Genomic DNA, 12,711 nt, shown 5'->3' on the forward strand with positions numbered 1-12,711 from the left:
TAGGAGACACGAGTGAGCATCACGCAAGAGCAGGCGGACTGGTTCAAGGACGCTTTCACGAGCCTCGTCGACAACGTCGACAAGGCGATCGTCGGCAAGCAGGACATCGTCCGGCTTGTCATCGCGTCACTGCTGACCGGCGGACACGTGCTGCTCGAGGACTACCCCGGAACGGGCAAGACAGTTCTGGCGAAGTCACTCGCGAACACCCTCGAGGGCGAGAGCTCGCGCATCCAGTTCACCCCTGACCTGCTGCCGAGCGACGTCACCGGTGTCACGATCTTCAACCAGGCCACGCACGTCTTCGAGTTTCACAAGGGCCCGATCTTCGCTCAGATCGTGCTCGCCGACGAGATCAACCGCGCCTCTCCCAAGACCCAGAGCGCCCTGCTCGAGGTCATGGAGGAGGGACTGGTCACCGTCGACGGAGAGACGCACAAGGTCGGCAGCCCGTTCATGGTGATCGCGACGCAGAACCCCGTCGAGCAGTCCGGAACCTACAAGCTGCCCGAAGCGCAGCTGGACCGGTTCCTCATCAAGACATCCCTCGGATACCCTGACCGTGAGACCAGCGTCGACCTGCTGATGGATGCCGCGAACCGCACGCGTTCCGCAGGTGTGCACGCGATCATCAACGCGGAGTCCGTGAACGCCATGATGGCTCTCGCCGCGCAGGTCCACGTGGACCGCTCGATCATGGAGTACATCACTGACATCCTCACCGCGACGCGCAACGACAAGGACATCGCTCTCGGTGTGAGCATGCGCGGCGGTCTCGCCCTCGCGCGCATCGTCAAGGTGTGGGCGCTGAGCCAGGGTCGCACGTACGCCACACCCGACGACGTCAACACGCTGGCCGAGCCCGTTCTCGCGCACCGCCTCGTGATCGACGCCGAGTCGGAGTTCGCCGGCGTGACCGCGAATCAGGTGATCAGCCGCATCCTCATGGGAATCACACCCCCTGCTTACCGCGCAGCATGACCAACACCGTCCAGCACGAGACACCCTCATCGACGACGCGCCTGTCGCCGACGAGGGTGCGTGCTGCGACGACGCAGATGGTCCGGCGCGGCCTCTCCACTTTCATCGTTCCGGTCACGAAAGCCGTGCACCCCGTCTTCTCCACGGTCAGCACGACCGGCTGGCTCGTCGCGTGCGTCGGCATCGTGCTGCTCGCGATCGGGTTCGTCGCCGGGTGGGCGGAGTTCGTGTTCATCGGAGCGGCGTTCGTCGCCGCATTCGTGATCGCCGCGCTGTTCACGATCGGGCGTTCGCGGTTCGACGTCTCGGTGCGCCTCAACCCGCACCGCGTCACGGTCGGAGAACGCGCGGTCGGCGAAATGATCGTCACCAACACGGCCAAGCGTCCCTCGCTCGCGACGACGTTCGAGCTGCCCGTAGGTGAGGGGCTCGCGGTCTTCGACGTGCCGACGCTCGTTCCGCAGACGGCATCCGAAGAGCTCTTCGCCGTGCCCACGGAGAAACGCGCGGTCATCATCGCGGGCCCCGCCCGCTCGGTGCGCGGCGACCGGCTCGGGCTCTTCCGCCGAAGCGTCGACTGGACCGACCCGATCGAGCTCTTCGTGCACCCGCGCGTGACCCGTCTGCACCCCACGGCGGCGGGTCTCGTCCGCGACCTCGAGGGGCAGGTCACCAAGAAGATCACGAACAACGACATCTCGTTCCATGCCCTCCGCGACTACGTGCGCGGGGACGACGTGCGCTACGTCCACTGGCGCAGCTCGGCGCGGACCGGACAGCTCATGGTGCGGCAATTCGAGGAGTCGCGACGTTCGCAGCTCACCATGGTGCACACCTCGAACCGGCGATACTACGCGAGCGACGATGAGTTCGAGCTCGCGATCTCGGTCTCCGCGTCGATCGCGGCGCAGGTGATCCGCGACGGTACGCAGATCAGCGTCGTGACCGAGGGGATGCGCCTGCGCACGCACACCCCGCAGGCTTTCCTCGACGACTGCTGCCGCATCGAGGGCGTCGACACCGAGCAGGCCGCACGCGATTTCGCGCGGGAGTCCATGAAGCGGCTGCCCTCTCCGAGCGTCGTCGTGATCGTCGCGGGGTCGAACATGCAGACCGCGGACTTCCGCAGCATCCAACGACTGTTCAACGCCGAGGTCAACGTGCTCGCACTGCGCGTGGCCGAGGGCGAGCCGCCCGGCGTGCGCAACGTCGCCGACCTTCAGGTGTACACCGTCGGGGCACTGACCGACCTGCCGCAGATCATGGCGAGAGCCCAATGAGCGAACGCCGACAGGCGCGTGAGACGCGAAAGAGCCAGACCCAAGCCGCAGCGCGCTCGCCGAAGGGGACCAAGGGAACGGATGCCGCGAAGCAGCCGAAGCCTGCGCGGACGCCGAAGCCGCGAAAACCGCACCTTCCGCCGGGAACGGTGAGCGCTCAGGCGTGGATCGATACGAGCGTGCTCGCACTGCTGTGCCTCATCGGCTTCGCCGGGTGGATGCCCGTGCTCAGCGGCCCCGGAAACATCGTGGCATCGGTCGGCGGTCTCCTCGTCGGTCTCGGCGTCGCGCTGCTGAGCCACCGCTTCCGCCTCAACGCCATCACCACGGTGCTGGCCGCGCTCATCGCGTACTTCCTCCTGGGGAGCGCGATCGCTCTGCCCGGTGAGGCCCGGTGGTTCGTCGTTCCGACACTCGAGACGATCCGCGATCTCGCGGTCGGCGCGGTGTTCAGCTGGGCCGACGTGCTGACGCTCGCCGCGCCCGTCGGGGCCCCGCCGCACGTCTCGGTGCTGCCGTACGTGTTCGCCCTCGTGCTGGGGCTCCTGGGCGGTGTGCTCACCTTCCGCTGGCTGTCCGCGCGCTATCGCACGCTGTGGCGCTGCGCACTCGTCATGCTCATTCCGCTCGTGGCATACGCCCTGCCCGTGGTGTTCGGCACGGTCGATCCGTTCTTCCCGGCGGCGCGCGGTCTCGCCGTGGCCGTCATCGCGCTCGTGTGGCTCGGCTGGCGACGCCCCGAGGGCAAGAACATCAGCCTCTCCGAGAAGAGCGGTCTGCGTCGCGCACGCATCGTCGGAACGATCGCGGTCACGGTCGCAGCCGTCGTGGTCGGCGGTCTCGCGGCATCCGTTCTCACCCCCGCCCCGCAGAGCCGCTTCGTGCTGCGCGACCTCGTGCAGCCACCGTTCGACCCGCAGGACTTCGCGAGCCCGCTCTCGGGCTTCCGCTCATACACGAAGACGCTCAACGACACAGACCTCATGTCGGTGACCGGGCTCATCCCCGGAGACCGCGTGCGTCTGGCGGTCATGGACACCTACGACGGACACCTCTGGAATGTCGCCGGCCCCGACCTCGCGACCGACGGCTCCGGCATCTTCGAGCTCGCGAGTTCCGATCTGCCGAAGGCCTCGCTCGCGACGATCGTCGACCAGCGCTCCGTCACGGTCGATGTGCTCGGATACTCCGGCCCCTGGCTGCCGACGGTCGGCGTACCCGAGACGATGAACCTCGACCACGTCGACCGCGAGCGAGCGTCCGGCTTCCGATTCAACGCGGCGACCGGCTCCGCGGTGCTGATCGACGGCGTGAACTCCGATGTGACGTACTCGCTGCGCAGCGGCATCCAGGCCGTGCCCGGCGACGACTCCCTCGAAGACACCCCGGTCGCCCCGGTGAGCATGCCGCCGGTCGAGAAGATCCCGGACGTCGTCGTGTCGGCGGCCAAGGAGTACTCGGGTGCGGCGGAGAGCCCCATCGAGCAGCTGCGCGCCATCGAGACGGCGCTCGTTACGAACGGCTATCTGAGTCATGGGCTCGAGTCGGATGCCGCGTCATCGCGCGCCGGTCACGGCGCCGACCGCATGGAAGAGCTCTTCACTCGCGCCAATCTGATCGGCGATCAGGAGCAGTACGCGTCCGCGATGGCGCTCATGGCCCGCAGCCTGGGCTACCCGGCGCGCGTCGTCATGGGCTTCGAGCCGAAGAATGTGCTCGAGGGCTCGCCGACCGTCATCACCGGGGACGACGTCACCGCCTGGGTTGAGGTTCCGTTCGAGGGCATCGGCTGGGTTCCGTTCTTCCCGACCCCCGACGAGACCGAGATCCCGCAGGACCAGAACCCTAAGCCGCAGAGCGAGCCGCAGCCGCAGGTTCGGCAGCCTCCGCGCTCTGAGAAGCGCCCCGACGACCTGCTGACCGACAGCGACATCGATGACAAGTCCGACAAGGACGACGACGAGGAATTCGTGCTGCCGGTGTGGACGATCGTGTCGCTCGGCGTGCTCGCGGGCCTGCTGCTTCTCTACCTCGTGCCGCTGGCGATCATCGCCCTCATCAAGCGCAGGCGCGTCAAACGCCGTCGCGCCGGGCCTCCGCACCAGCGAGCGTCGGGTGCGTGGGACGAACTGATCGACCGGCACGCCGAGCTCGGCTATCAGATTCCGTCGCAGACGCGCTTGACGGTCGCGACGGCGCTCGCTGAGCAGAGAGACACGGATGCCGCCGGCACGGCGACCCTGCAGCAGCTCGCTCACGGGGCAGACGCCGCCGTGTTCTCGGGTGCGGACGCGCCGGACGACGAGATCGAAGCGCTGTGGACGACAGCATCCGACCAGTCTCGCGACGCATCGAAGACGGTAGGCTGGTGGCGTCGCCAGGTGAGCAGATTCCGAGTCCGCAGGTCCGATCGCGACCGCGGTCGGAGCAGGGCACCGAGGAGGAAGCGTGAGTGATGACGCAGTCGGTCCCGGCAATGGACAGGGGCCCGAGACATGGAAGGGCGTGCCGATCCCGCCGCGCCCGCCGCTGCCCGTTCCGCTTCCTGAAGAGAGCGAGACGGATGCCGCACAGCCCGCTGTTCCTGCGGGAACTCCGGAGCGACCCGCCTTCATCGGCCTCCCGCCCGGCATGGAGGCCGACATCGACACCGTCCCGGCGACCGGCGCCCCGCCAGTGCCGGTGCGACCGCAGACGGCGCCTCCGGAGGAGGGCCCGTCAGACTTCGACCTGGAGTTCGAGGACGGCGCGCACGTTCCGCTGAGGAAGGGCGTGCTGATCGGCCGCGATCCGAGCGCGCAGAGTGCCTACCCCGATGCGGAGCTCGTCTCCGTCACCGACCTCGGCCGGAGCGTCTCGAAGACCCACGCCGCCGTTCAGTGGTCCCGCGGGGCCGTCTGGGTGACCGACCTCAATTCCACCAACGGAACGCGCGTCATCGACGAGAACGGTCGTGAGACCGTCTGCGTGCCGGAGGCCCCCACCCCGGTCCCTGCCGGCGGAGGCATCCTCTTCGGCGTCACTCGCGCCACGCTGCGTGCGAGGCTCGGCGATGGATGCGAATGAGGCGCGCGATCCGAGGCTGACGGCTCTCGCCCTCACTGCATTCGCGGTCGCGCTGTATCTCGCGCTCATCGTCGCATCGTTCGGCGTCATCAGTCTCGTGACCGACACCGACGTCATCGACGAGCCCGACTCCAGCCTTCTGCTCGGCCCCACGATGTCGGGCACCGCCGTGATCATCGTCGCCCTCCGCCTCGTCGCGGTCGCAGCGCGGCTCGTGAGCGAACGCGAGCAGGGCGACCTCGTCGTGCGGGTTCCGCTTGTCGGCGGCATCCTGACCGGTCTGGCCGCGCTCGCCGCGTACTGCGTCGTCGGCGGCATGTTCCAGGCGCTCGCGGTCGGCGACGTCGACCTCGTCCTCTCGGTCGCGCTGCACGAGCTGCTGCGTCCGTACTCTCTCGCTGTCGGGGTTCTCGCGTTCGTGATGCACGTGCTCTTCGCGATCGTGCTCGCGGCAGGAGGACCGGAGCCGAAACGCCCGCTCTGGCCCTGGGAGAAGTGACGACACGCCGTTGTCAGAGTACGGTTGAGACATGGAGCGCACCCTCGATGCGAAGGTCGGCGCCGCTGTCGACTCCTGGATCGAATGGCTTCCGCGGTGGAAGCCGGCGACGCATCGTGTTCGCACGCGCGTCTGCCGACGCTGCTTCGGGTCGCCCTTCCTGCGCGCCGCCGGCATCGACAACGACGTTCCTCATGGCGTTCAGCACGCGCTGACGACCCGACTGAAGAAGATCATCGACGACATCGTCGACGAGTACACCGATCAGAATCTGCCGTTGCTCGCCCGCGAGCTCGAAGACGTCGAGCATCGCAAATCGAAGAGCTACCGTCCCGAGGTCGGCCTCGAACCGGAGTTCGACGGTCTGCAGGTGGACCCCGACCCGGTGCCGGGGGAGCCCTTCCTCTTCACTCTGTCCGAACTCGCGCAGGACGGCGATGTGCCCGAGTCCGTGCGGCCCGTCGACCTCAGCGAGGAAGAGAAGCAGGCGCTCCGCACCGAGATCAGGCTCGCCGACGAATGCGCTGATCACGCGGGGCGTCTGGTCTGTCTCTCGCTGCAGCAGCACCGCCTTCGAGCGCGTGAGGCGATCGCCACAGTGATCGAACCGCAGGTGGATGCTCTGCTCGACGCGCTCTCCGAAAGCCTGGATTCTCCGCCCACCCGATGGTGACGGGTAGTTCTGCCCCTGGACGACCGTCGCGGTTCACGACAAACTGTTACTCACATTCCACATGGTGAGGGGGAAGAAATGTCGTACCCGCCGAACGACCCACAGCAGCCAAAGAATCCTTGGCAGCAGCAGAACGAACAGCCGCAGGCGCAGCAGCCGTACGGTCAGAACCAGGGCCAGCAGCCCTACGGCCAGCCGCAGCAGGGCCAGCCTTATGGGCAGCAACCGCATGGTCAGCAGCAGCCTCAGCAACCGCAGCAGCCTCAGCAACCGCAGCAGCCGTATGGTCAGCCCTACGGTCAGCAGCAGCCTCAGCAGTCGGGCGCTGGAAGCCCGTACCCGCAGACTCCTGACAATCAGCCCACGGGGCAGCAGCCGACTCAGCCGTATGGTCAGCAGCCGGATGCCGCGAACAGCCAGCAGACGCAGGTTTACCCGCCGTCTCAGAGTGCGGCCTACCCCGCTGGCGCCGGCGCGCCTCCGCAGAGTCCCGCCAAGAAAAAATCCATGGTTGGCTGGATCGCCGGAGGGGCGGTCGTCCTGCTGGTCATCGTCGCCGGCATCGTCGGGGTCTCGATCGGCAACAGCATGCACGCCCCGGACAAGCAGGTCACAGCGTTCCTCGACCTCCTCAAGGAGGGCAAAGCGAAGGATGCGCTCGCCGCTGCCGGCATCAAGGCGGAGAAGAGCGACATCCTGCTGACCGATGACGCTTACAAAGCCGCAGACGACCGCGTCTCGTCGTACTCGATCACGTCGACGGAGGTCAGCGGAGACTCGGCCACCGTCACGGCATCCATCTCGCAGGGCGGCGAGAAGTTCGAGCAGGACTTCACGCTGACGAAGACCGGCAAGGACCTCGTACTCTTCGACGTCTGGAAGCTCGACGCACCGGAGCTGGGGGAGGTCACCTTCTCCATGAACGGACCGACATCGACGCCCGTCGCGGTTTCCGGCACGAAGGTTCCCCAGGACTCGCTCGGCGACACCGTCACGCTCCGCGCGCTTCCCGGTACGTACTCGGTGGGCCTCGCGGGCGACCAGAAGAACTTCGAAGCCAAGAAGATCACCGCTGCCGTGCTCGGCTTCGCGGGCTCCAGCAGCGACAGCGAAAGCAGCGACAGCGAGGAGGGTGCAGAGCTCACGGTCGGCCTGTCCAGCGACGGCAAGAAGGCCGCGGAGGACGCCATCTCGAAGTTCCTCGACGAGTGCGAGGCATCGACTGAGCTCAATCCGGACGGATGCCCGAACTTCGCGAACGATGACGGAATCGACAAGGTCGAGGACATCGTGTGGACGTTCGACCCGCTGCCCGAGTTCACGCTCGAGGAGTTCGACGGCTCCGGTTGGCCTGTCACTACCGACAGCGACGGCGAGTTCGCCCTCGACTGCACCATCACGGTCGATGGCAAGAAGCAGACCCACGTCGGTCTCCAGGCGGGAACGCTTCCGTTCAACGTCGACGGCTACGTGACATTCGACAAGGACGGCAAGGCGACGTTCGAGTGGGACGGCGACGATTCGACCTACTGACTTCGCAACCTTCCGTAGCACAGGCCCGGTTTTCGCCGGGCCTGTGCTATTTGACCGCTTACGCGCGTGCCCGTATCATTGATCAGGTGTGCGCATTGTCGTGCGCTTGAACCGTGCCTGCGCGCGGTTCGGCTACGCGGGCACGCACGATCCTGGGCCGGATCCCCAATGGAACGGCCCCCACGGCATATCCGCCGAGAAGAGCGCCTCGCGAGGGCGCTGGCGGATCGTGGTGGCTCTCACCTCGGTGAGAGCCTCACCATCACAGAATCGCTGTCACCGTGCAGCATCATGAGGAGAAGCAGTGCCAACTATTCAGCAGTTGGTCCGCAAGGGACGCAAGTCGAAGTCTGCAAAGACTAAGGCTCCCGCCCTTAAGGCCAACCCCCAGCAGCGTGGCGTGTGCACGCGTGTCTACACCACGACCCCGAAGAAGCCGAACTCGGCCATGCGCAAGGTGGCCCGTGTGAAGCTCTCGAACGGCACCGAGGTCACCGCGTACATCCCGGGTGAGGGTCACAACCTTCAGGAGCACTCGATGGTGCTCGTCCGCGGAGGTCGTGTGAAGGACCTTCCCGGTGTTCGCTACCGCATCGTTCGCGGTGCGCTCGACACCCAGGCCGTGAAGAACCGCAAGCAGGGACGCAGCCACTACGGCGCGAAGATGGAGAAGAAGTAATGCCACGTAAGGGACCCGCACCCAAGCGCCCCGTCGTTGCTGACCCCGTCTACGGCGCTCCTGTTGTCAGCCAGCTCGTCAACAAGATCCTTGTCGACGGCAAGAAGTCGCTCGCTGAGCGCATCGTCTACGGCGCCCTCGAGGGTGTCGCGGCAAAGAGCGGCCAGGACGCCGTCGTGACCCTGAAGAAGGCGCTCGACAACGTCCGTCCGTCCATCGAGGTCAAGAGCCGTCGCGTCGGTGGCTCGACCTACCAGGTGCCGGTCGAGGTCAAGCCTCACCGCGCCAACACGCTCGCCCTCCGCTGGCTTGTCAGCTACGCGAAGGGCCGCCGCGAGAAGACGATGACCGAGCGTCTCACCAACGAGATCCTCGACGCATCGAACGGTCTCGGCGCCGCTGTCAAGCGTCGTGAAGACACGCACAAGATGGCTGAGTCGAACCGCGCATTCGCCCACTACCGCTGGTAGCAGGCTGGTGATGTCCCGCACCCGTGCGGGACATCACCTCCGACACACTTCATTCTTACTTTTCGGAGGAATCCCGTGGCACAAGACGTGCTCACTGACCTGAAGAAGGTTCGCAACATCGGCATCATGGCTCACATCGATGCCGGTAAGACCACTACCACTGAGCGCATCCTGTTCTACACGGGCGTCAACCACAAGCTCGGTGAGACCCACGACGGTGGCGCGACCACCGACTGGATGGAGCAGGAGCAGGAGCGTGGCATCACGATCACGTCCGCTGCTGTGACGTGCTTCTGGAACAACAACCAGATCAACATCATCGACACCCCCGGTCACGTCGACTTCACCGTCGAGGTGGAGCGTTCGCTCCGCGTGCTCGACGGCGCCGTTGCCGTCTTCGACGGCAAGGAGGGCGTCGAGCCCCAGTCCGAGACCGTCTGGCGTCAGGCCGACAAGTACGACGTTCCGCGCATCTGCTTCGTCAACAAGATGGACAAGCTCGGCGCTGACTTCTACTACACGGTCGAGACCATCAAGAGCCGCCTCGGCGCCAAGCCGCTCGTGCTGCAGCTCCCGATCGGCGCTGAGAGCGACTTCGTCGGCGTCGTCGACCTGATCGAGAAGCGTGCCCTCGTGTGGCCCGGCGACTCGAAGGGTGACGTCACCATGGGCGCCAAGTTCGAGGTCCAGGAGATCCCGGCCAACCTGGTCGACAAGGTCGAGCAGTACCGCACCGAGCTTCTCGAGACCGTCGCAGAGACCAGCGACGAGCTCATGGAGAAGTACTTCTCCGGTGAGGAGCTCACGACCGACGAGATCAAGGGCGCGATCCGCAAGCTCACCGTCAACAGCGACATCTACCCGGTTCTCTGCGGTTCTGCATTCAAGAACCGCGGTGTGCAGCCGATGCTGGATGCCGTCATCGACTACCTGCCGTCGCCGTTCGACGTCCCCGCCATCGAGGGCCACGACCCGCGCGATGCCGAGAAGGTCATCCTCCGCCACCCCGACCGCGACGAGCCGTTCTCAGCTCTCGCGTTCAAGGTTGCGGTCCACCCCTTCTTCGGTCGTCTCACGTACGTCCGCGTCTACTCGGGCAAGCTCGACAGCGGTGCTCAGATCGTCAACTCGACGAAGCAGAAGAAGGAGCGCATCGGGAAGATCTTCCAGATGCACGCCAACAAGGAGAATCCGGTCGACGCTGTGACCGCTGGCCACATCTACGCGGTCATCGGCCTCAAGGACACCACGACCGGTGACACGCTCTGCGACCCGGCTGAGCCCGTGGTCCTGGAGTCGATGACCTTCCCGGAGCCCGTGATCGAGGTCGCGATCGAGCCGAAGACCAAGGCTGACCAGGAGAAGCTCTCGACGGCTATCCAGAAGCTCGCCGAAGAGGACCCGACGTTCCGCGTCGAGCTCAACGTCGAGACGGGCCAGACCGTCATCAAGGGCATGGGCGAGCTCCACCTGGACATCCTCGTCGACCGCATGAAGCGCGAGTTCCGCGTCGAGGCCAACGTCGGTAAGCCGCAGGTTGCCTTCCGCGAGACCATCCGCAAGGCAGTCGCGCGTCACGACTACACGCACAAGAAGCAGACCGGTGGTTCCGGTCAGTTCGCGAAGATCCAGTTCGCTCTCGAGCCTCTCGAGGTCGAGGGTGACAAGATCTACGAGTTCGAGAACAAGGTGACCGGTGGTCGCGTTCCGCGCGAGTACATCCCGTCGGTCGATGCCGGGTTCCAGGACGCGCTTCAGGTTGGCGTGCTCGCGGGCTACCCGATGGTCGGCGTCAAGGCGACGCTGCTCGACGGTGCTGCTCACGATGTCGACTCGTCGGAGATGGCGTTCAAGATCGCCGGTTCGATGGGTATGAAGGAAGCCCTCCCCAAGGCCAGCCCGGTTCTCCTTGAGCCGCTCATGGCCGTTGAGGTCCGTACTCCTGAGGAGTACATGGGTGATGTCATCGGCGATCTCAACTCTCGCCGCGGCATGATCCAGTCGATGGAGGATGCGTCGGGTGTGAAGGTGATCCGCGCCAACGTTCCCCTCTCGGAGATGTTCGGTTACGTCGGTGACCTTCGGTCGAAGACCTCGGGTCGTGCCGTCTACTCGATGCAGTTCGAGACGTATGCCGAGGTCCCGAAGGCGGTTGCCGACGAGATCATCCAGAAGGCAAAGGGCGAATAGCCCTTCGGCCGAGGGGCTGCCAGTTTTCTGGTAGGTTGCACGGTCGTCAGCTAGTAACATAAGTACACAAATCCCCGTAGAGAACCGGTCGCAAACCAGCGCCCGCTATCTACATGAGAGTCCTGAGGAGGACCACAGTGGCTAAGGCCAAGTTCGAGCGGACCAAGCCGCACGTAAACATCGGAACGATCGGTCACGTCGACCACGGTAAGACCACTCTTACCGCGGCGATCTCGCACGTTCTGTCGCTCAAGTACCCGTCCGACGTCAACGTTCAGCGTGACTTCGCGAGCATCGACTCGGCACCGGAAGAGCGCCAGCGCGGCATCACGATCAACATCTCGCACGTCGAGTACGAGACCCCGAAGCGTCACTACGCACACGTTGACGCCCCGGGTCACGCCGACTACGTCAAGAACATGATCACCGGTGCCGCTCAGATGGACGGCGCGATCCTCGTTGTCGCCGCCACTGACGGTCCGATGGCCCAGACCCGTGAGCACGTTCTGCTCGCGAAGCAGGTCGGTGTTCCCTACCTCGTCGTGGCTCTGAACAAGTCCGACATGGTTGACGACGAAGAGATCATGGAGCTCGTTGAGCTCGAGGTCCGCGAGCTCCTCTCGAGCCAGGACTTCGACGGCGACAACGCTCCGGTCATCAAGGTTTCCGCTCTCAAGGCCCTCGAGGGTGACGAGAAGTGGGAGCAGGCCATCGTCGACCTCATGGAGGCCGTCGACGAGAACATCCCCGACCCCGTGCGTGACAAGGACAAGCCGTTCCTTATGCCGATCGAGGACGTCTTCACGATCACCGGTCGTGGAACCGTCGTCACCGGCCGCGCCGAGCGCGGTACCCTCGGCATCAACTCCGAGGTCGAGATCGTCGGCATCCGCCCGACGCAGAAGACCACGGTCACTGGTATCGAGATGTTCCACAAGCAGCTCGACGAGGCGTGGGCCGGCGAGAACTGTGGTCTGCTCCTTCGCGGTACCAAGCGCGAGGACGTCGAGCGTGGCCAGGTTGTCGTGAAGCCGGGCTCCGTGACGCCGCACACTAACTTCGAGGGCACTGCCTACATCCTCTCGAAGGACGAGGGTGGCCGTCACAACCCCTTCTACACGAACTACCGTCCGCAGTTCTACTTCCGTACCACGGACGTCACCGGCGTCATCTCGCTGCCCGAGGGCACCGAGATGGTCATGCCTGGCGACACCACGGACATGTCGGTCGAGCTCATCCAGCCGATCGCTATGGAAGAGGGCCTCGGCTTCGCTATCCGTGAGGGTGGCCGCACCGTTGGTGCCGGTACCGTCACCAAGATCAACAAGTAGTCACTGACT

11 protein-coding genes are annotated in these 12,711 nt (G+C 65.4%); all 11 read left to right on the plus strand.

Annotated elements, in window-relative coordinates:
• Window positions 1-18 precede the first annotated feature (18 nt).
• The gene (locus ACSAGD_RS02445) at window positions 19-981 is read left to right on the plus strand and encodes an AAA family ATPase (RefSeq protein WP_437585091.1); all 963 of its coding nucleotides are present in this window, start codon (window positions 19-21) and stop codon (window positions 979-981) included.
• Window positions 978-2,261: a DUF58 domain-containing protein gene (locus ACSAGD_RS02450; protein ID WP_437584141.1), complete on the plus strand. Its 1,284-nt coding sequence runs from the start codon at window positions 978-980 to the stop codon at window positions 2,259-2,261. The genes ACSAGD_RS02445 and ACSAGD_RS02450 overlap by 4 nt, the downstream gene beginning before the upstream one ends.
• The gene (locus tag ACSAGD_RS02455; RefSeq protein ID WP_437584142.1) at window positions 2,258-4,717 is read left to right on the plus strand and encodes a transglutaminaseTgpA domain-containing protein; all 2,460 of its coding nucleotides are present in this window, start codon (window positions 2,258-2,260) and stop codon (window positions 4,715-4,717) included. The genes ACSAGD_RS02450 and ACSAGD_RS02455 overlap by 4 nt, the downstream gene beginning before the upstream one ends.
• Window positions 4,710-5,327 carry an FHA domain-containing protein gene (locus tag ACSAGD_RS02460; protein ID WP_437584143.1) on the plus strand — a complete coding sequence of 206 codons (618 nt, stop codon included), beginning with the start codon at window positions 4,710-4,712 and terminating at the stop codon, window positions 5,325-5,327. Before ACSAGD_RS02455 ends, ACSAGD_RS02460 begins: the two co-directional genes overlap by 8 nt.
• Window positions 5,314-5,826, plus strand: a complete 513-nt coding sequence (locus tag ACSAGD_RS02465; protein ID WP_437584144.1) for a hypothetical protein — start codon at window positions 5,314-5,316, stop codon at window positions 5,824-5,826. Before ACSAGD_RS02460 ends, ACSAGD_RS02465 begins: the two co-directional genes overlap by 14 nt.
• A gap of 31 nt (window positions 5,827-5,857) precedes the next feature.
• Window positions 5,858-6,499, plus strand: a complete 642-nt coding sequence (locus tag ACSAGD_RS02470; protein WP_437584145.1) for a spermidine/putrescine ABC transporter substrate-binding protein — start codon at window positions 5,858-5,860, stop codon at window positions 6,497-6,499.
• Window positions 6,500-6,577: 78 nt separating this feature from the next.
• On the plus strand, window positions 6,578-8,032 hold the full coding sequence (locus ACSAGD_RS02475; protein WP_437584146.1) for a hypothetical protein: 1,455 nt from the start codon (window positions 6,578-6,580) through the stop codon (window positions 8,030-8,032).
• Between the two features lie 304 nt (window positions 8,033-8,336).
• On the plus strand, window positions 8,337-8,711 hold the full coding sequence (gene rpsL / locus ACSAGD_RS02480) for a 30S ribosomal protein S12 (protein WP_098409073.1): 375 nt from the start codon (window positions 8,337-8,339) through the stop codon (window positions 8,709-8,711).
• Window positions 8,711-9,181 carry a 30S ribosomal protein S7 gene (gene rpsG / locus ACSAGD_RS02485; protein ID WP_437584147.1) on the plus strand — a complete coding sequence of 157 codons (471 nt, stop codon included), beginning with the start codon at window positions 8,711-8,713 and terminating at the stop codon, window positions 9,179-9,181. Before rpsL ends, rpsG begins: the two co-directional genes overlap by 1 nt.
• Window positions 9,182-9,256: 75 nt before the next feature.
• Window positions 9,257-11,371: an elongation factor G gene (gene fusA / locus ACSAGD_RS02490; RefSeq protein WP_437584149.1), complete on the plus strand. Its 2,115-nt coding sequence runs from the start codon at window positions 9,257-9,259 to the stop codon at window positions 11,369-11,371.
• Between the two features lie 137 nt (window positions 11,372-11,508).
• Window positions 11,509-12,702, plus strand: a complete 1,194-nt coding sequence (gene tuf, locus ACSAGD_RS02495) for an elongation factor Tu (protein WP_437584150.1) — start codon at window positions 11,509-11,511, stop codon at window positions 12,700-12,702.
• Window positions 12,703-12,711: the final 9 nt, after the last annotated feature.

Origin of the sequence: Paramicrobacterium salitolerans (assembly GCF_051513965.1) — a bacterium.
Lineage (GTDB): Bacteria > Actinomycetota > Actinomycetes > Actinomycetales > Microbacteriaceae > Paramicrobacterium.

Excerpts from the sequence above, each read along its gene's own strand:
- ACSAGD_RS02470 (WP_437584145.1), top strand. The coding sequence starts at position 5,858 with ATGGAGCGCACCCTCGATGCGAAGGTCGGCGCCGCTGTCGACTCCTGG.
- ACSAGD_RS02455 (WP_437584142.1), top strand. The coding sequence starts at position 2,258 with ATGAGCGAACGCCGACAGGCGCGTGAGACGCGAAAGAGCCAGACCCAA.
- ACSAGD_RS02465 (WP_437584144.1), top strand. The coding sequence starts at position 5,314 with ATGGATGCGAATGAGGCGCGCGATCCGAGGCTGACGGCTCTCGCCCTC.
- ACSAGD_RS02450 (WP_437584141.1), top strand. The coding sequence starts at position 978 with ATGACCAACACCGTCCAGCACGAGACACCCTCATCGACGACGCGCCTG.
- ACSAGD_RS02475 (WP_437584146.1), top strand. The coding sequence starts at position 6,578 with ATGTCGTACCCGCCGAACGACCCACAGCAGCCAAAGAATCCTTGGCAG.
- rpsG (WP_437584147.1), top strand. The coding sequence starts at position 8,711 with ATGCCACGTAAGGGACCCGCACCCAAGCGCCCCGTCGTTGCTGACCCC.